The 19491-nt window shown below is 61.8% G+C and carries 17 protein-coding genes; 12 read left to right on the forward strand and 5 right to left on the reverse strand.

The genetic code is table 11. From position 1 onward, the window contains the following. Positions 1–37: 37 nt before the first annotated feature. Positions 38–721: an HAD family hydrolase gene (locus FH08_RS0143785; RefSeq protein WP_031364430.1), complete on the reverse strand. Its 684-nt coding sequence runs from the start codon at positions 719–721 to the stop codon at positions 38–40. Between the two features lie 230 nt (positions 722–951). On the opposite strand from FH08_RS0143785, the gene FH08_RS0143790 reads away from it, so the two are divergent. Then, positions 952–2625 carry a Na/Pi cotransporter family protein gene (locus FH08_RS0143790; protein WP_031364431.1) on the forward strand — a complete coding sequence of 558 codons (1674 nt, stop codon included), beginning with the start codon at positions 952–954 and terminating at the stop codon, positions 2623–2625. Between the two features lie 3 nt (positions 2626–2628). Here FH08_RS0143790 and FH08_RS0143795 read toward each other — a convergent pair whose 3' ends face one another. Continuing rightward, positions 2629–3399 carry a DeoR/GlpR family DNA-binding transcription regulator gene (locus FH08_RS0143795; RefSeq protein WP_031364432.1) on the reverse strand — a complete coding sequence of 257 codons (771 nt, stop codon included), beginning with the start codon at positions 3397–3399 and terminating at the stop codon, positions 2629–2631. Positions 3400–3923: 524 nt separating this feature from the next. On the opposite strand from FH08_RS0143795, the gene FH08_RS0143800 reads away from it, so the two are divergent. The 5 genes from FH08_RS0143800 to FH08_RS0143820 all read left to right on the forward strand — a co-directional run bounded on the left by FH08_RS0143800 (position 3924) and on the right by FH08_RS0143820 (position 8836). Next, positions 3924–5063, forward strand: coding sequence for an ABC transporter substrate-binding protein (locus FH08_RS0143800; RefSeq protein ID WP_035568830.1), 1140 nt, complete (start codon positions 3924–3926; stop codon positions 5061–5063). A gap of 221 nt (positions 5064–5284) precedes the next feature. After that, positions 5285–6148 (forward strand): ABC transporter permease, encoded by an 864-nt coding sequence (locus FH08_RS0143805; protein ID WP_235210692.1) that lies wholly within the window; start codon positions 5285–5287, stop codon positions 6146–6148. Then, complete coding sequence (locus FH08_RS0143810; protein WP_051888984.1) at positions 6145–6984, forward strand: ABC transporter permease; 840 nt, start codon at positions 6145–6147, stop codon at positions 6982–6984. The genes FH08_RS0143805 and FH08_RS0143810 overlap by 4 nt, the downstream gene beginning before the upstream one ends. 14 nt (positions 6985–6998) lie before the next feature. Next, entirely contained in the window at positions 6999–8066 is a 1068-nt protein-coding gene (locus tag FH08_RS0143815; RefSeq protein WP_031364436.1) for an ABC transporter ATP-binding protein, read from the forward strand. Positions 8067–8290: 224 nt separating this feature from the next. Beyond that, positions 8291–8836 carry a hypothetical protein gene (locus tag FH08_RS0143820; protein ID WP_031364437.1) on the forward strand — a complete coding sequence of 182 codons (546 nt, stop codon included), beginning with the start codon at positions 8291–8293 and terminating at the stop codon, positions 8834–8836. A 16-nt stretch (positions 8837–8852) separates the two neighbouring features. Here the strand turns inward: FH08_RS0143820 and FH08_RS0143825 are convergent, their stop codons facing one another. Beyond that, positions 8853–9215: a hypothetical protein gene (locus FH08_RS0143825; RefSeq protein WP_152603071.1), complete on the reverse strand. Its 363-nt coding sequence runs from the start codon at positions 9213–9215 to the stop codon at positions 8853–8855. Between the two features lie 346 nt (positions 9216–9561). Here FH08_RS0143825 and mprF point away from each other — a divergent pair, with 346 nt between their 5' ends. Further along, entirely contained in the window at positions 9562–12156 is a 2595-nt protein-coding gene (mprF, locus tag FH08_RS0143830; protein WP_051888985.1) for a bifunctional lysylphosphatidylglycerol flippase/synthetase MprF, read from the forward strand. Next, positions 12144–13415: a virulence factor family protein gene (locus FH08_RS0143835; RefSeq protein WP_419178057.1), complete on the forward strand. Its 1272-nt coding sequence runs from the start codon at positions 12144–12146 to the stop codon at positions 13413–13415. The genes mprF and FH08_RS0143835 overlap by 13 nt, the downstream gene beginning before the upstream one ends. Positions 13416–13456: 41 nt before the next feature. Here FH08_RS0143835 and FH08_RS0143840 read toward each other — a convergent pair whose 3' ends face one another. Then, positions 13457–13972: a DUF1993 domain-containing protein gene (locus tag FH08_RS0143840; protein ID WP_031364441.1), complete on the reverse strand. Its 516-nt coding sequence runs from the start codon at positions 13970–13972 to the stop codon at positions 13457–13459. A gap of 247 nt (positions 13973–14219) precedes the next feature. Between FH08_RS0143840 and FH08_RS0143845 the strand changes: the two genes are divergently transcribed. Beyond that, entirely contained in the window at positions 14220–15683 is a 1464-nt protein-coding gene (locus FH08_RS0143845) for a M20 family metallopeptidase (protein ID WP_031364442.1), read from the forward strand. 135 nt (positions 15684–15818) lie between these two features. Next, positions 15819–16913 carry a malate/lactate/ureidoglycolate dehydrogenase gene (locus tag FH08_RS0143850; RefSeq protein ID WP_031364443.1) on the forward strand — a complete coding sequence of 365 codons (1095 nt, stop codon included), beginning with the start codon at positions 15819–15821 and terminating at the stop codon, positions 16911–16913. 108 nt (positions 16914–17021) lie between these two features. Here FH08_RS0143850 and FH08_RS0143855 read toward each other — a convergent pair whose 3' ends face one another. Further along, positions 17022–17924, reverse strand: a complete 903-nt coding sequence (locus tag FH08_RS0143855; protein WP_031364444.1) for an NAD-dependent epimerase/dehydratase family protein — start codon at positions 17922–17924, stop codon at positions 17022–17024. A gap of 118 nt (positions 17925–18042) precedes the next feature. On the opposite strand from FH08_RS0143855, the gene FH08_RS0143860 reads away from it, so the two are divergent. Next, entirely contained in the window at positions 18043–18930 is an 888-nt protein-coding gene (locus FH08_RS0143860; protein WP_031364445.1) for a LysR family transcriptional regulator, read from the forward strand. 44 nt (positions 18931–18974) lie between these two features. After that, a complete protein-coding gene (locus tag FH08_RS0143865; RefSeq protein ID WP_031364446.1) occupies positions 18975–19364 on the forward strand; it encodes a RidA family protein in 390 nt (129 codons plus the stop codon). Positions 19365–19491 lie beyond the last annotated feature (127 nt).

Below are 19491 nucleotides of genomic sequence, written 5' to 3' on the forward strand. Positions count from 1 at the left end.
CCCAGTCCAACCCCAAGTGCGAACGACCCCCGCCCCCTTATGCGAACAACTCAACGACCGGCCACTTGCGCTCGGCTGCAATCACCCGCAATTTCGCATCGGGGTTCGTTGCAACCGGATGAGTAACACGCTCCATCAACGGTACATCATTGATGGAATCGCTATAGAAATAGCTCGCTTCGAAATCCGCCAGTTTCAATCCCCGTGAAGCCAACCATTGCTCGGTGCGAACAATCTTGCCTTCACGGAAAGTCACCACCCCCACCGAGCGACCCGTGTAACGCCCAAACGGATCATCGCCTTCAGTGCCCAGGTCGATCGCCAGCAAATGCTCAACGCCAAGCGCCTTCGCAATCGGCGCGGTGATGAACACATTGGTCGCGGTAACGATGCAGCACAAATGCCCCGCGTCAAGATGACGGCGCAGCAGCGCAAGCGCTTCAGGGCGGATGGCCGGTTCGATCACCGTCCTCATGAAGCTCGCATGCCACGCATCAAGTTGTGCTCGCGGATGACGGGCGAGCGGCGCGAGTGTCAGGCCCAGATACTCGTCCATGTCGAGCGTACCGGCGACGTATTGCTGATAGTAGGCGTCGATCTCCTCCGCATGGCCGGCACTGCCCTCAAAACCCAGCGTGGCGTAGAAGCGTGCCCACGACTGATCGCTATCCAGCGGCAGCAAGGTGTGATCCAGATCGAACAGCGCAAGAGTACGACTCATCCGTATAGCCCTTGAATAACGGTAAAAAACGGGTAAAAAGTAGATAAAAAGCAGACAAAAAAACGCGCCAGACCGCCGTCCGGCGCAGCTCGCCCGACACGATTCGATCGTAGCGTTAAATACCCAAAACTACAACAAAGCAAAATTGTACAACTCATTTGCGTGGCATCATTGCGCGTATCGAAGTACATTCAGGCAGTACAGTCGGAACGAACAACGGACGCAGCCTCATGTTGATTCTCTTGAATATTTTGTCGGGCGTGGCGCTGCTGGTGTGGGGCACGCATATTGTCCGGACCGGCATCCTGCGGGTCTTCGGCGCGGAGTTGCGGCGCGTGCTCGGACGCAGTGCGAACAGCCGTTTCCGGGCGTTCGGCGCGGGCCTATGCGTAACGAGCCTGGTCCAGAGCAGCAACGCGACGGCGGTGCTGGCTTCGTCTTTCGCGGCGCAAGGCCTGCTGCCGCTCGCGCCGGGACTGGCCATCATGCTCGGCGCCGACGTTGGCACGGCGCTGATGTCACGCGTGCTCACGCTCGATCTCTCGTGGCTGTCGCCCATCCTGTTGCTTGGCGGCGTGATCGCGTTCCTGTCATTCAAGCAGACCCGCACGGGCCAGGTGGGGCGCACGGTCATCGGGCTGGGGCTGATCCTGCTGGCGCTGCATCTGATTGTGGAAGCTGCTCAGCCCGTGATGCAGGGCGAAGGCGTGAAAGTCATGTTCGGCGCGCTGACGGGCGATTCCATGCTCGACACGCTGGTAGGCGCGGGCTTCGCCATGATTTCCTACTCCAGTCTTGCTGCAGTCCTGCTGACTGCGACGCTGGCGTCATCGGGCGTGATTTCGCTGAAGGTGGCCGTGTGCCTCGTGATTGGTGCAAACCTGGGCAGCGGGCTGCTTGCGGTGATCGGCACGCTGGGACAAAACCCCGCTGGCCGGCGTCTTGCGCTCGGCAATGTGCTGTTCAAGCTGGCCGGCGCGTTGATCGTGCTGCCGTTCGCCCCATGGATCGCGCAGGGAATCGGCGCATTGATCCCGTATCCGCGCGAGGCAGTGATCACATTCCATCTCGTCTACAACATGGTGCGCTGTGTCGCATGCATGCCGCTGATCGATCCGGTTTCGCGCCTGTGTTACCGGCTGCTGCCGGACCGGCCCGAAGCAAACCCGGAACTGCGGCCGCTGTATCTTGACCCGGTCGCGCTCTCCACACCCACGCTCGCGCTGGCGAATGCCGCGCGCGAAGCGCTGCGGATCGGCGACATCATCCGCACGATGCTCGACAACCTGCTCGACCTGATGCGGGCCAACGACCCGGTCAAGGCACGCTCGACCATCCGCATGGACGACGATGTCGATCAGCTCTATGCAGCTGTAAAAACCTATCTGGCGCGCATCTCCCGCGAGCAACTTGACGAGGCGGACAGCCGTCGCTGGACCGACATCATTACGTTGACGATCAACCTGGAGCACGCGGGGGACATCATCGAGCGCGTGGTGACCAATATTCTGGAGAAAAAGATTACGCACCGGCTGGCGTTTTCGCCCGAGGGTCTGGGCGAGCTGGAGGACCTGCATTCACGCGTGATCCTGACCTTGCAACTCGGCCTGAGCGTATTTCTCAACAGCGACTTGCGCAGCGCCGAGCGCTTGCTGGCAGAGAAGGAGCGGTTCCGCGATCTCGAGCGCAGTTATTCATACGCGCACCTGGACCGGCTGGCGGGGCAAAGCGCGCGCAGCATCGAGACCAGTGCGTTGCATCTGGACATCATCAGCGACCTCAAGCGCCTCAACTCGCTGTTCTGCTCGACGGCCTACCCGGTGCTCGACGCAGCCGGCGCACTGCGCGACACACGGCTGCGCCGCCGTGTGCTCGATGCGACCTACGGTAACGACAGCGTTTAAACGCTAGGCGAGAATCACTTGCGGCAGCTTCTTGCGCAATGACAGCAGCGCCGGACCTTCGGCGCCTTTCTTGTTGGTGATCAGCGTATCCACGCGATTGATCGGGCAGAACGCAATCCTGCTGCACTGCCCGATCTTGCTGTAGTCGGCGAGGATCACCACCCGGTCGGCGTGCGCGACCATCGCGCGGGCCACCTCGGTTTCAGCGTGATCGAAGTTCGTCGCACCATGCCGGTGGTCGATGGCGACCGGCGAGAGCAAGGCCACGTCGGCGCGGTACCTGAGAATCTCGGCGACGGTCGTGCCGCCCACCGTGGCGAATGCACGGTCGCTGATCGAGCCGCCGAGCAGGATGATCTCGTTGCTCGAATCGGTCTTTTCGCCGCTCGAGCGCATCTTCTGGGCGACGTCGATGGAGTTCGTGATGATGGTCAGGTTGGCCAGCTTGGCGAGTTCTTCGGCCAGGATGGCGGTGGTCGTGCCGGCATCGATGAACAAGGTTTGTCCACTGCTGACGAGCGCCGTAGCGGCCCGCGCAATGGCGTTCTTCGACTTGACGTGCGTATGGCTGCGCTCGGCGATCGGCGCTTCGTCAGCCGGGCGCGTCACGCCGCCATGCACCCGCCGCAATTCACCCAGTGCTTCCAGATCCACCAGATCGCGCCGGACCGTCTCACGCGACACGCCGAGCTCGGCCATGATGCGTTCGGTCGACACGCGTTCAAGCGTGGCGAGCAGCGCGCGAATTCTCTGATGACGATCTTCCTGCCACATGCTGTATTCCTGAGCGTTGAAGTCGAGTGAGTATTAGTGAAAACGAGTAGACGCCGAGTAGACGGCGAAGCAAAGCCGCGTGGCTGCCGATCCAGTTCGGCAGCCTCAAGTCTTGTGAACGGACTATGTGTCGTCCGTGTGTCGCCAATATTAATAGGCTGCCAATCGAAGCTTCCAAGCGAAGCTGCCAAGCGCCACGTGTTACCGGAAATTCCAGCTGAAAGATTAACAAGAACCGGCGCCGCTGATGTTGCATTTTTTTGGATACTTGCGAATTTGGGTATTTGAACTTAGTCTCTCCGTCACACTCGCAGATAGTTCCCTTGGACCGTCCGCAGTGCCTGAAAGTAGTCCTGGATTGCTGTCTTTTTCACCGTCGTCATCGTTCTTAAACATTTGGCCGCCAGAGTCGCGTGCGCGCCGAATGTGAGTGCGCATTAAAAAACAAGTTCCGGACAATGCAGCAAGTACGCAGCACGCAACTTTCCAAAAACGTAAGCACGCAGGCAGAGGATGGAATCACCATGAATCAAGACGGGTTGCGAGTGAATTCGACATTTCGCCGCTTGGGCGGCCGTGCGTCCATTACAGCAGCGATCGCTGCGCTGACCGCGGTGGCGGGGCAGGCTGTGGCGGCGCCGCCGGCGTCCCTTATCGATGCTGCGAAGAAGGAAGGCCAGCTGACCACGATCGCCTTGCCGCACGACTGGTGCGGTTATGGCGCGCTGATCGAAGGCTTCAAGGCGAAGTACGGTATCACGGTGAACGAACTGAATCCGGACGCTGGTTCGGGTGACGAAGTCGAAGCCATCAAGGCAAACAAGGGCAACACCGGACCGCAGGCGCCGGACGTGATCGACGTCGGTTTGTCGTTTGGACCGACGGCACAGGCCGCCGGCTTGCTGCAGCCTTACAAGGTGTCGACGTGGTCGTCGATTCCCGACTCGGCCAAGGAGAAGGACGGCTATTGGTACGGTGATTACTACGGCGTGCTGTCGTTTGAAGTGAACACCGACATGATCGACAAGGTCCCGGCCGACTGGCCCGACCTGCTCAAGTCCGACTATAAGAATGCCGTTGCACTCGCGGGCGACCCGCGCTCGGCTAACCAGGCCATCCAGGCTGTGTACGCGGCCGGGTTGTCGCAAAGCAAGGGCGATGCGTCGAAGGCCGGCGCTGCGGGCCTGAGCTATTTCGGCACGCTGAACAAGAACGGCAACTTCGTGCCGGTGATCGGGAAGGCAGCGTCACTGGCGCAAGGCACCACGCCGATCGTCGTGCGCTGGGACTACAACGCGCTGGCGGATCGCGATACGCTGAAGGGCAATCCGAAGGTGGCGGTGGTCGTGCCGAAGACGGGCGTGGTGGCCGGCGTCTACGTACAGGGCATCAGTGCTTACGCTCCGCATCCGAACGCGGCCAAGCTGTGGATGGAATACCTGTATTCGGACGAAGGCCAGATTGGCTGGCTCACGGGCTACTGCCATCCGATCCGCTTCAAGGACCTCGAAGCGAACAAGAAGATCCCGGCAGCGCTGCTCGCCAAGTTGCCGCCGCCGTCGGCCTACAAGAACGTGGTGTTCCCGACGCTCGACGAGCAAAACGCTTCGAAGGCGCTCATCACGAAGCAGTGGGATCAGGTAGTCGGCGCCAACGTGAAGTAACTGCTTGAAACGCGCCGTATGCAGTAGTCGCATGCAGTAACGTAGTGCACGGGTAGCCGGACTCGATGTCCGGCTACTCTTCCGGCTCGCGCTTTGTGCCTGGTCCCCAGCGCGGCCTGTCAGTCAAGAGCGACATCATGAGCACTTCATCGAAGATCGCCACGCCCATGTCCGGACATGAGGAGCGCGAGGGGAAGTCGAACCCTTCGCTCGGCCCCGGCATGAAGGCGGCGCGACGCGTGTCGCCCGCGTGGAATTATCTCGGCGTCTTACCGTTTTTCGCGTTTGCGGTCTTGTTCCTGCTGCTGCCCACCGCATGGCTGATGGTCGGCGCGTTCCAGGACGCGCAGGGCAATTTCACGCTTGAAAATTTCCGCCAGTTGCTGCAGCCCAGCGTGCTCGACGCGTACTGGATCAGCTTCAAGGTCAGCGCGGCATCGGCACTGGGCGGCGGCGTGCTCGGACTGCTGCTGGCCTGGGCCGCCGTGCAGGGCAAGCTGCCTGTGTGGATTCGCCCGACCCTGATGACGTTCTCCGGCGTCGCGTCGAACTTCGCGGGCGTGCCGCTCGCGTTCGCGTTCATCTGCACGCTCGGGCGCGTCGGCCTCGTCACGGTGCTGCTGAAGAAGTATGTCGGCATCAACCTGTATTCCACGGGCTTCAGCGTGCTGAGCTTCACGGGGCTGACGCTGACCTACCTGTACTTCCAGATTCCGCTGATGGTTCTCATCATCACGCCGGCGCTCGACGGTCTCAAGCGCGAATGGCGTGAGGCGTGCGATTGTCTGGGCGGAAGCGCTTACCACTACTGGATGTTCGTCGCGCTGCCTGTTCTCTGGCCGAGCGTGCTCGGCGCCACGCTGCTGCTGTTCGCCAATGCGTTCGGCGCTGTGGCAACGGCCTATGCGCTCACGGGCAGTTCGCTCAACATCGTCCCGATCGTGCTGTACGCGCAGATTCGCGGCGATGTGCTGCACAACGAAAATCTTGGTTATGCGCTCGCGCTCGGCATGGTGCTCGTCACCGGCTTGTCCAACGGCGGTTATATCTGGTTGCGCTCACGCGCTGAAAGGGGCCGTCGATGAGCACCGTCACCACAGTCACTCCAACTCCGGTTCCTGATAACAAGGTCCGGGCCCAGACGCGCGCGGGCGCGTGGATCGCGATGGTCATCGGCGCGCTGTACTTCCTGCTGCCGCTGGCGGCAACCGTGGATTTCAGCCTGAAGATGCGTCGCGGCGAATACAGCTTCGACGCCTACCGTGTCGTGCTCGCCGATCCGCATTTCCAGGCGTCGTTCGGCTACTCCATCATGATGGGCGTGTTCGCCATCGTGCTTGGGGTGCTGCTGGTTGTGCCGACCGCCTACTGGGTGCAGTTGCGCTTGCCGAAGCTGCGTCCGCTGATCGAGTTCATCACGCTGCTGCCGCTGGTGATCCCGGCCATCGTGATCGTGTTCGGCTATCTGCATATCTACAACAGCAGTTCGTTCCTGCCGCTCACCGGCAACGAGCGCGCGACTGACTTCCTGTTGATCTGTGGCTATGTCACGTTGTGTTTGCCCTATATGTACCGCTCGGTGGATGCGGGCTTGCGCGCCGTCGATGTCCGCTCGCTCACCGAAGCCGCCGAGTGCCTGGGGGCGAACTGGCCGACCATTCTCTTCAAGATCATCTTTCCGAACGTGCGTTCCGGGATCTTGTCGGGCGCGTTCCTGACGTTCGCGGTGGTGATCGGCGAATTCACGCTGGCCAGCCTGCTCAACCGTCCGGCGTTCGGGCCGTATCTGCAGTTGATCGGCGCGAACCGGGCGTATGAACCTTCGGCGCTCGCGATCATCGCGTTCGCCATTACGTGGGCCTCGATGGGGCTTATTCAGGTCTTCGGCTCGGCGCGCGCTCTCGCCGGACAAAAAATTTAAAGGGCAGGCTTGTCATGGCACTTCTCGAGATCGAAAACCTCTCCAAGACGTTCGGCACGAACACCGTGCTGCATCAGTTCGATATGCAAATCGAGCGTGGCGAATTCATCACCTTCCTCGGGCCGTCGGGTTGCGGCAAGACGACGGTGCTGCGAATGATCGCCGGCTTCGAAACGCCTACGCGCGGCACGATCAAGCTCGGCGGGCGCGACGTCACCCACGTGCGCACGCGCCAACGCAAGGTCGGCATGGTGTTCCAGTCGTATGCGCTGTTTCCGAACATGACGGTGGCGGACAACATCGGCTTCGGGCTGAAGGTGATGGGGCGCCCGCAGACGGAGATCAAGGCGCGGGTGAAGGAAATGCTCGAGCTGATCAAGCTGCCTCACCTGGCCGACCGGTACCCGTGGCAGATGTCAGGTGGTCAGCAGCAACGGGTGGCGCTTGCGCGGGCGCTTGCCAACAAACCGCAGGTGCTGCTGCTCGACGAACCGCTCTCCGCTCTCGATGCGAAGATTCGCGTCTCCCTGCGCGAGGACATTCGCAACTTGCAGCGTGAGCTCGGCATTACCTCGATTTTCGTGACGCACGACCAGGAAGAAGCGCTGTCGATTTCCGACCGGATCGTGGTGATGAACGAAGGGCGCGTAGAGCAGATCGGCACGCCCTCGGAGATCTATAACTTTCCGCGTACGCGCTTCGTGGCGTCGTTTGTCGGAACGTTGAATCTGCTGTCGGGACAGGTGGTGGATCCGGCGAGCGGAAAGATCGTGGTCGGGGGCCAGGAATTGCGGACCTCGCACGCGCTCAGTTCCGCCGATACCGGCAAACAGCGGATGCTCGCGGTCAGGCCCGAGGCCATCGTGCTGGAAGCGCCGGCCAACGGGCGTAATACACTTGCGGCGACGGTCGAGGAGGTCAATTTCCTCGGTGCCGTAGTGCGGATCAGGACACGCGTGGATCAGTCCGTGATTTCCCTCGATATATTCAACGACCCGAATCGGCGCTTGCCGGAGCGCGGGCAACCCGTGGCGCTCGGGTTCTCGCATGAGAATTTGCTGGTGCTGGAGGAGGGGGCTTGATCGTCGGAGTTGGGTAGCGATGACCGGGTTGTTTCAAAGAAGGCCGCTTTGCATTGCGCAAGCGGCCTTTTTCTTGTGCGAAACCGTGGCCGCGACGTATTTCAGCGCCGGCACGCCCCCGTTTTTTCCGTCCGAGTCCCGTTTCCAAAAAGCGGCACAATCTACACGTCCGTCTCAAAATGTTAAGGTAGTGCTCGGTTTATTTTGAGACGGACAGCAAAAGCGTGATTTTCAGCACCCATTTGAAGGTTTTAGGCGTTTCCCTCGCCGCATCGATTCTAGTTCTTGGCGCCTGCGCGCCGCTGCCTACTGACGGCAGCGCCGGCAGCGCGCTGCCAGCGTCGAGCGCCGTTCCGGTGGCCGTCGCCAAACCGCAACTTCCCACGAGACGTTCCGCGCAGGTCGATTCCACCGGCGCTCCCGCCCCACAACGCATTGAAGTCGGCGGTCCCAGTGGCTACCGGACCGAAGTCTCCATTACGCCGCCCAAGCAGGTGTGCGATCTCGACGCCTTCGCCGACGGTGTCCAGTACGGTTATGCCTACACCTGGAATCGCCTCGAGATGGAACAGGCACGTGAAGGCGGCAAGACCGCCGGGGCGCCGCAACCCCAGTTCGATCCGTCAGCTATCCGTTTGCAGGACGAGCAGTACAAAATCGTGTGGAACGGCGCCCAGCGTGTGAATGCGTGTGCGTCGGATGGTTATCTGATCGGGCGCATCGTGGGTACGCACCGGGCTTACACCGATCTCAAGGGCGGCGCGAGCTGATCGTGTGCCGCGTCGTTTAGTCGCATTTGTGGGCGTCAGCCACGTAGGTCGCCGCCCTGATGGTATCGCCGTAAATCGTATATCCCGTGCCGTTCGCCGACGGTTCCGCGTCAATCAGCAAGATGGTTTGCCCGTTCGCGCCGTGTACGGTGATCACGGCGCCGTCCGCGTTCGGCGAGTATTCGCCGATCTTCAGAGGCCGCGTGGCCCATTTTGCCTTTACGCAGGCCACAAACGGCAGCGTCTTGAATTGCGACGTTCCCGAGCCGACCGGCACCGTCTTGATCAACTGATCGTACTGAGTCACGCAAGCGCTCAAGGCGAAGACGGCGACGGAGAGCGAGACGGTCAGAGCGGCGGCGAGGCGTGGCGTTTTCATACGGTAGAACCTTTTATCGATGATGAATGCGGCACCCGAATGCGGGCATCCGAGCCAAGATGCTAACCGCTCGCCCGATCAGGTGTGAAGAAAACGGCCGGAACGGGCTCAAAACCGCTCCCGGACTCGTCCGAACGGCATAGACTCCCACACTTTTCTTAAGTCCCGTCAACCTAGGCCGTTATACAGCCGTTGCTAACCGTAACGTTCTATTCAGCTTTTTGAAATCTGAATGAGCGCCGGATAGACACGCAACGGTCCGGCATTTGGCCGCCAGAACCAAAAACCAACAAAACGCCAACAAGCCGCAAGGCTGAAAGGCGTTGGAGCAAGTCCGGTAATCCGCATGTCTCGCAGAAATAGTGTCAGTTCAGTCTTTTCGTTGGAATCGCTGCTTCGCCTGCCGAAAGCGTGGCGGTTGCAGCGTTTTACCGCGCCAGTTCTCGCGCTGATTGTGTGCGCGTTGCTGTTGATGGTGTTCGAGCATCTGTCGCACGCTGTCGACTATAAAACGGTCGTTCATCAATTACGCGCGCTTCGCTTCGAGGCGTGGGCCGGGGCGCTTGCCGCCACCGTGCTGAGCTACGCGGCGCTGGTTGGGCGTGACGCCGTCGGCCTGCGCTACCTCGACACCAAAGTGCCCCGTTCCGTGCTGTGGGTCGGGGCAACGGTCGCCTCCGCGCTCGGCAACGCGACCGGTTTCGGCGCGCTGACCGGCGGCGCCGTGCGCTGCCGCGTGTATGGCGTCGCGGGCGTCACGCCCGCGCAGGTGGGCCGCCTGACGGTGTTCACGAGCGTGACGCTCGCGCTCGCGCTGGCGTTGATGACGGCGATCGGCATGGTCTGCGCCGCCGACACCCTGGCCGTCATGCTGCACGCATCGCCGGATATCCTGCGCGTCAGCGGCGGCGCGGTCCTGATCGGGTTCGCGGTGATGATCGTGCTGTGCCGCGCCGTCCCCCGAACCCTGCAAACGCGCTGGCGCTGGCTCGCCGTCACCATTCCGGCGCGGCGCGACCTGGTTGGGCAACTCCTGCTTGCCGCGCTCGACGTATCGGCTGCCGCGCTTGCGCTGTGGGCCGTGCTGCCGCACGCCCAGGTGGGCTTCGGCGAATTCTTGACGGTGTTTTCTGCCGCGATGCTGCTCGGCATGATCGGCCACACGCCGGGGGGCGTCGGCGTATTCGAGGCTGCGATGGTATTCGCGCTCGGCGGCAGCGTGAAAACGCCCGAGATGCTGGCGGCGCTGCTGGCGTATCGCGCGATCTATTTCGGCCTGCCGCTGATCGCGGCCGCGTTCGTGCTGGCGGCGTTCGAAGGCCGGGCGCTCAAGGGGCGCTTCGCGTTTCTGAATCCATCGAATGTGTCGCAGCTCGCGCCCGTCTTCCTGAGCGTGGTGACCTTCGTGGTCGGCGGCATGCTCGTGATCTCAGGCGCCACGCCCGCGTTCGGCAAACGCATCGCGGTGCTGCAAGCCGTGCTGCCGCTGTGGGTGCTCGAAAGCTCGCAACTGCTCGGAAGCGTGCTGGGCGTAGTTCTGCTGTTCGTTGCGCGCGGTTTGCTGCGCCGACTCGACGCCGCATGGTGGCTCGCCATCACGCTCGCGGTGGCCAACCTGGCGCTGTCGATGGCGAAGGGGCTGGCGTTTGTCGAAACGGGTGTGCTCGCACTGCTGATCGTGTTGTTGCTCGCCACCCGCGACCGCTTTAGCCGGCGCTCGTCGCTGCTGGCTGAACGGTTCACGGCGAGCTGGCTGGTGTCGGTCGCGATCGTGATCGGGCTGGCGGTCTGGATCATGATGTTCGCTTTTCGCGATGTCAATTACAGCCGCGATCTCTGGTGGCAATTCGCCTTCGACGAACGCGCGCCGCGCGCGTTGCGCGCGACGCTTGCGGCCGGCTTGTCCGCTGCGCTGTTCGCCGTGTGGCAGTTGCTGCGTCCGGCCGCCGGCCGGTTCGAGAAACCCGCGCCTCAGGATCTGCTCGATGCCGCGCGCATCTTCCGCGCGCAGGAGCGCAGCGACGCCGGCCTCGCCATGATGGGCGACAAGAGTTTCCTGTTCTCGACCTCGCGCGAGGCGTTCCTGATGTACGCGAAACACGGGCGCACCTGGGCGGCGTTGCATGACCCGGTCGGGCCGCGCCGTGAATGGGCGGAACTGATCCGCCGGTTCGTGGAAATGGCGCACGCGCACAGCGGCCGCGCCGCGTTCTACCAGGTTCGCGCCGACGCGCTGCCGCTTTACCTCGATGCCGGTCTCACGCTGATGAAACTCGGCGAAGAGGCGCACATCGTGCTGGACGATTTCGACCTCAAGGGCTCGCACCGCGCCCATTTGCGCTATGCGCTCAAGCGCGGCGAACGCGACGGTTTCGACGTGGAAGTCATCGATTCCCCGCGTGTTCCCGAATGCATGCCAGTCCTGCGCGAGATTTCCGACGCATGGCTTGGAAGCCGCGAGGCGCGCGAAAAGAGTTTTTCGGTCGCGGCCTTCACCGACGATTACCTCGCCGCGCAGTCCGTGTTGCTGGTGCGCCAGGCTGGCCAGCCGGTGGCGTTCGTCACATTCATGACGACCGACCTGAACACCGAAGCCACGGTCGGCGTGATGCGGCATCAGCCGGACGCGTCGCCGTACGCAATGGAATACCTGTTCACCAAGCTCGCGCTGCATTTGAAGCAGGCCGGGTTCCAGACCTTGAGCCTGGGCATCGCGCCTTTGTCCGGCATGCAGCCGACACCGCTTGCTTCGCCGTGGCATCGGCTGGCTGGATTGGTCTGGCGATTTGGCGGACGTTTCTATAATTTCCGGGGCTTGCGCGGTTTCAAGAGCAAGTTCCAGCCGCGTTGGGAACCGCGTTATCTGGCGGCATCCGGCTCGGTCGGCGTGTTTTTCACGCTCGCAGATCTCTCGTTGCTGGCGGGAGGCTGGCGTTCATGACATTTTTCAGGAAGTTCGCAGTTGTTGCTCTGTTGTCTGTGTTGTCGATTTCGATGGCCCGTGCGGGCACTTTGCCCGGCGGTCGCTATGGTGACGTGACGTTCACGAAACCCGCCGGCCCGATGCGCGGCTTCGTTGTGCTTTTCTCCGATAAAAACTGGACCCCTGCCGACACCCAGACCGCCGATACGTTGGCCAAACACGGCGCAATGGTAGTTGGCGTGGACACGGCGCGCTACGCGGCGAAATTGCCCTTGCTGAATGAAACGTGCCACAAACTCGTCGGCGATGCCGAGTCAGTGAGCCATCAACTTGAACGCGAAGTGCAATCAAGCCGTTATTTCGCGCCCATCCTGATCGGCACGGGCCAGGGCGGCGTGCTGGCCACGAAAATCCTTGCCCAGGCGCCGGACAATACGGTCGCGGGCGCACTCGCACTGAATCCCGATGCCGAACTGGACGCGCGTTTCAACCTGTGCCCGCCCGATCCGACCATCACGCACGCGAAGGGCCTGCCTGGTTTCTTCGATAAAACCACGCAGCCCGCCAGTGGCTCCCAAGCCGATGCGCTGCTCGCGCTCGCCGCGCCGCACCTGAAGGCAGAGCAACTCCGCGACGAAGACGTATCGGATTTGCCGCTCATAGAACTGCCCGCCTCGCGCCCGACGAACTTGCTTGCGATCGTTATTTCCGGCGATGGCGGCTGGCGCGATCTCGACAAAACCGTCGGGGAGTCGTTGCAGAAGGATGGGGTGTCGGTGATCGGTATCGACAGCTTGCGTTATTTCTGGAGCGCGAAGACGCCCGAGCAGACAAGCCACGATCTTGCTCGCGTGATCCAGGCTTACAGTGCGCGCTGGCACTCGGAGCACGTTGCGCTGATCGGTTATTCGTTCGGCGCGGACGTGATGCCGTTCGCCTATAACCGCCTGCCGGAATCGGTGCGCGCGAAGGTATCGTTTGTATCGTTGATGGGCTTTGCGCCCGACGCCGATTTCCAGATTCGCGTCACGGGCTGGCTTGGCATGCCGGCGAGCAAGGATGCGTTGCAAGTGCGGCCCGAACTCGCGAAACTGCCGCCGTCGATGGTGCAGTGCATCTACGGCACGGCCGAGAAAGATACGCTGTGTCCCGCGCTGACGCAGACTGGGATAGAAGTGGTGAAAACCACCGGGGATCACCACTTCGGCGGCGATTACAACGAACTCGCTCGACGCATCCTGACTAGCTGGCAGAAGCAGATCGCCGCGCGGACCTGAAAGCTGGCGGCGGTTGTCTTTCAGCGTCCGTCGCGAGAGGATTACGCCTGCTGGAGCGGCCCGATGAAGTCCATCTTTCCCACCGGCACGCCGAGGTGCCGGAGGATGTCGTAAGCCGTGACAATATGGAAATAGAAGTTCGGAAGCCCGAACTGGAACAAATACTCTGCGCCGCTGAATTTTAGCTCGAAGTCCTTCTGCTTGATGGTCACCACACGCGTATCTGCGCCTTCGAACGTCCCGGCATCGATACCTTTCAGATAAGCCGTCGTCTTCACGATGCGCTCCCGCAGTTCAGCGAAGGTCGTTTCCGTATCCTCGAAACTGGGCGCGGCGACGCCGGACAGACGTTGCGCCGATGCCTTCGATGTATCGCTCGCGCGCTGAATTTGAGCCGCGAATGGCAGCATGTCGTCGGCCAGCCGTGCGCTCGTTACATCGGTGTCGCTCAAGCCCTTTTCTTTCGCGTGTGCGGCGGCTTTATCGAGCAGGGAAGCGAGCACGTCGAGGCTGCGGATGAAAACTGGAACGGTCGCGCGATACATTGAAACGGACATATTGAGGCTCCTGATTTTGATCGGGCCACAAGCATACCGGGACGTTGCAGATAGCGCTTTTTCCGCCGTTCAAGCGCCGCGTACGTTCCGCACCTGCATGACGTATTTCGAGCTTGCGAAATGGCTTAAGCACTTGCTGCCAAAGGCGAAAAGATGCACGCCCGACGCGTCACAAATGAGACGCTGTGTATTCGAGTTGCCGCTAAACACGGCTATCATGGACATTTTTACGGCCGGGACGCCCGTCATGATCTCAGACGATCTTACTCAAGAAATACAGCGCATCGACCGTGATGCATTGCGCCAATTCATCGACCGCAAATGGGATGACGAAATTCTCCCCGCGCTTACCGATTACATCGCGGTGCCCGCCAAAAGCCCGATGTTCGACCTCGACTGGGCGCGCAACGGATTCATCGAACGTGTCATTACGGACGCTGCGCAATGGGCCGAACGGCAACCCGTTCGCGGCCTGAAAGTGGAGATCATCCGCTTGCCCAATCGCACGCCCGTCATCTTTTTCGAAGCACCGGCTACGCGCTCGAACAGCAGCGACACCATCGTCCTCTATGGCCATCTCGACAAACAGCCCGAGTTCGACGGCTGGCGTCGTGATCTCGGACCCTGGTCGCCCAAATACGAAGACGGCAAGCTCTACGGACGCGGCGGCGCGGACGACGGTTACGCCACGTACTCATCGATCAGCGCGATTGCCGCGCTCGATGCGCAAGGCATCGAACGGCCGCGCTGTGTCGGCATCATCGAAACGTGTGAAGAATCGGGCAGTTATGACTTGCTGCCGTACATTGATGCGCTGCGTGACCGGCTCGGCAACGTGAGCCTCGTGATCTGCCTCGACTCCGGTGCGGGTAACTACGATCAGCTCTGGCTGACAACGTCGCTGCGCGGTCTGGTGGCGGGCGACCTGGAAGTCCAGGTGCTCGACGAAGGCATTCACTCGGGCACGAACGGCGGCATTGCGCCGTCCACGTTCCGGATCATGCGCCAGCTGCTGGAGCGGCTGGAAGATTCGAGCACGGGGAACCTGCTGCCGAAGGGTTTTCATTGCGATATCCCGTCGCGCCGCTTAAGCGAAGCGGAAGCAACGGCACGCATTCTCGGCGAAGACGTGTGGAAAAAGCTCCCGTGGACCTGCGGCCAGAATGGCGGCACGGTACTGCCTGTCACAACGGACCCGCGTGAAGCGCTGCTCGACTCCACTTGGCGGCCGTCGCTGGCGGTGACGGGGGCGGAAGGGTTGCCGTCGCTGATCAATGCAGGCAACGTGCTGCGCCCGCGCACCGCGTTCAAGTTGTCGCTGCGCCTGCCGCCGCTGGTCGAAGCCACGAAGGCGCTTGCGGAGCTCAAGTTGATGCTCGAAGCCGATCCGCCCTATAACGCGAAGGTCACGTTCAAGCCCGAGCGGGGTGAGGCGACCGGCTGGAGCGCGCCCGAACTATCGACATGGCTGGGTGATGCGCTGAACGACGCCTCGCGCCGGCACTTCGGCGCGGATGTCGCGTTCTTGGGTCAAGGCGGTACCATTCCGTTGATGAACACGTTGCAGGAAGGTTTTCCGCGTTCGCAGTTCATGGTATGCGGCGTGTTGGGACCGAGGTCCAACGCGCACGGACCGAATGAATTCCTGCATGTGCCGTTCGCGAAGAAACTCACGGCGACGGTTGCAGAGGTGATCGCGGCGACGCCTTGATGGCGTAGGACCGGCCTTGACTTTCAGACGGCGCGCAGCTTTTGCGCGCCGTTTTGATTTGAACGGTATGGTGATGAATCGACGCGCCGGCTAACTCGGAGCGCGGTTGTTCTTATATTCAGGAGACGCAGTCGCATGAGCACTGAAACCACGCGCGAATCGCGCATCGCCCCGGACACCTTGCACGCTTTTGTCAGCGCGATATGGACCCACGCCGGCAGTACGCCGCGTGAAGCGCTACTTGTCGCCGATCATCTGGTGATGGCAAATCTCTCGGGTCACGATTCGCACGGCGTCGGCATGATTCCGCGTTATATGGCGTCGCTCGCGGACAACGAGTTGCAGCTCAACACGCACGCTGAAGTTGTACGCGATGTCGGCGCGGTGCTGACTATCGACGGTCGCAAGGGGTTCGGCCAGGTCGTGGCGTATGAAGCGATGGAGCATGGCATCGAGCGCGCGAAAAAGCTCGGCGTGTGCGCGGTCGGCTTGCGCAATGCGCATCACATTGGACGGATCGGGCATTGGGCCGAGCAGTGCGCGGCCGCCGGTCTGGTGTCGTTTCACTTCGTCAATGTGGCGGGGGACCCGCTGGTTGCGCCGTTTGGCGGTATCGACCGGCGCTTCGGCACGAACCCGTTCTGCGCCGCGTTTCCGCGCGAAGGCGACACGCCGCTCGTGCTCGACTTTGCGACGGCGGGGATTGCCTACGGCAAGACGCGCGTGGCCTATAACAAGGGCGTGAAGGTCGCCCCGGGTTACCTGATCGACCACGCGGGCGTGCCGACCATCGAACCGAAGGTCATGCACGAAGCACCGTTCGGTTCGCTGACGGCGATGGGCGCGCACAAAGGCTATGGCCTCGCCGCCATGTGCGAGATTTTCGGCGGCGCGCTGTCGGGCGGTTTCACCACGCATGCGGACACGCTGGGCACGACCAACGCGATCATCAATTGCATGACGTCGGTGATCGTGGACCCGAATGCCTTCGACGCCCCCAACGCGCAGGCCGAAGCCGATGCGTTCGTCGAGTGGGTGAAGGCGTCGCCGCTCGCGGCCGGTACCGACAAGATCATGGTGCCGGGCGAGCCGGAGCAGGCGCGCCGTGCCGATCTGAACGCGAACGGCATTCCCATCGATCCCACCACGTGGCAGCAGATCCGTCACGCCGCTGTGCAGTCGGGCATGCCGGCGGGCGCGATCGAGGAGTTTGTGCTTGCGTTGAAGTGAGGCTGGTTTTTGCACGGGTTGCTTTAGAGCCGCTGCGCGGGGAGGGTTAAGCCCCGTCCGCGCGGCGTGAACATGTCGGCTAGCCTGCTAGCCGACAGAGCATCCGGGTCAGCTCGTCTGCATCATCTCGTTGCTGATCCAGTCGGTCACCGATGTCCGCTTCGGTTCCCAGCCCAGCAGTTCCCGCGCGTGCTTGCCACGCACCCGGCTATTCGATCCCAGCCCGTACGACGCCATTTCGTAGCCCCATTCCTTCTTGGCTTCCTCGAGCGGCCAGTCTTGCGGCGCGCCGAGACCGAGGACTTTAGCCATCGCCGTTGTCATATCGCGGAAAACGGCTTCGCCGCTTTCGACGAAATAGAACGTACCGGCCGGCGACTTTTCAAGCGCACGAGCGTAGAGGTCGGCGACATCGTCGATATGCACGTTCGACCAGATATTGCGGCCCGGGCCCACGTGCCGGACGATGCCGCTCTTTTTCGCCTGAGCCAGCAAACGCGGCAACTGCACGCTTTTCGCGTTCGTCATGGCGCCGTGGCCGTAGATCAGCGTGTTGCACAGCACGGACGCACGCACGCCGCGTTTGGCGGAGTCGAGCACGAGGTTATCGATGGCCACGCGCGCGGCTTTATCGGCCGTCGGTTCGGGCAGCTTGTCCTCGTAGTAGATCGTGTCCGTTCCTTCGCCGCCGGACGCATCGCCGACAATGCTCGAACCGCTCGTATGCAACAGCGGTTTGTTCGAGCCCTCGAGCCCTTCGATCAACGCTTCGACCGCGCCGCGATGGTCGCTGCTGGCCGCGTTGATGACGCCATCGGCTGCTTTCGCCTGCGCGATCAGCAACGCCCGGTCGTCCAGGCTGCCGATCACGGGTTCAATTCCTAATGCCTTGAGTTCGTCCGCCTGTTCCGGGCGGCGGATGAGGCCGTTGACCTGATGGCCGTCGCGAACCAGCCGCGCCGCAATCGAACCGCCGATAAAACCGCCCGCGCCAGTGATAAAAATCTTCATGTCCGTTCTCCTGTGAGTTCTTTGGGTTGAGTCGATGCATGCAGTATCCCCGCCTTCGACTTTCGCAAAAACAGTGTTAGTCTCAAATCAATCTTGATTCAAGATCAACAATGGATCGATGAAAACGACGACTGAGGAACTGCTGGCGTTCGTGACCGTGATCGACAGCGGCTCGATCACGGCGGCGGCCGAAGCCTTGCAGCAAACCGTTTCCGGCGTAAGCCGGGCATTGACGCGGCTGGAGCACAAGCTCGACGCCACGCTGGTGCGGCGGACTACCCGCCGCTTGCAACTCACCGACGAAGGCGAGCTTTTCCTCGTGCGCGCGCGTGCGATCCTCGCTGCAATGGAGGACGCCGAGGAGTCGATCGCCCGCCAACGTCAGCGGCCGGCGGGGCGGTTGCGGGTGGATGCTGCGTCGCCGTTCATGCTGCATTGCATCGTGCCGCACGTTCAGGCGTTCGCCGCGGCGTATCCGGAGATCATGCTGGAACTGAGCAGCAATGAGCGGATTGTCGACTTGATGGAGCAGCGTGTGGATATCGCGATCCGTATCGGCGCGCTGCAGGATTCCACGCTGCACGCGCGCTCGCTCGGCAGCAGCCGGCTGCGCGTCCTGGCGAGCCCCGCGTATCTCGCGGAACGGGGAGAGCCGCGCACGGTGGCTGAATTGCGGCGGCATCGGCTGATCGGCTTTACAGCGCCCGAGAGTTTGAACGACTGGCCATTGACCGATGACGACGGCGCGCGCTTTCGGATCGCGCCGGATGTTGCGGCATCGAGTGGCGAAACCATGCGGCAACTTGCGCTGGCGGGAGGCGGGATCGTGTCTCTCGCCGCGTACATGACCAGCGCCGACGTAGCCAGTGGACGCCTGCAAACCGTGATGGACCCCGTTTTGCTCGACGTCCGCCAACCGATCAGCGCGGTGTTTTACCAGAGCGCATCGATGGCGGGACGGGCGAAAGCTTTCCTCGATTTTCTCGCCGGAAGGTTGGTGCTCTAGTGCGCCAGACGTATGCTTCCGTTTTCTACTTTTTTAACATTTATATGTCCATTGAACTCATCAACGCACCGGGTCTTCCGGTTCCCGCCGGCCACTACAGCCACGCGACTCGTGCGGGTAATCTCGTTTGCGTGTCTGGACAATTGCCGATGCGCCCCGACGGCACGCATACAGGCGACTTGCCGTTCGAACAGCAGGCCCAGCAAGCGCTGAAAAACGTCAGCACCGTGCTGGCCGCGGCCGGAGCGGGCTTGAAGGACGTGATCGAAGTGACGGTTTACCTGGTTGGCGTGGATCACTGGAAAACCTTCAACGAAATCTATGCGCGTCATTTCGGTGACTGGAAACCCGCACGGGCAGTCGTTCCCGTGGGCGCGCTGCACTATGGTTACCTGCTGGAAATCGCGGCGCGGGCCTGGGTGGAACCGGCTTGAGTTGTTGTTTGTTTGCGTGGCGGTTCGGTACCGACAGGAATCGGGCCGAGCGTACAACCGTTCGATTCACGTTGGCGTGACGCGGCAGCGCTTTTATCATGGCGAGGTTGCGTCCTTACCGGTGACG

The organism is Caballeronia sordidicola, from assembly GCF_000729995.1.
GTDB classification, from domain to species: Bacteria; Pseudomonadota; Gammaproteobacteria; order Burkholderiales; family Burkholderiaceae; genus Caballeronia; species Caballeronia sordidicola_A.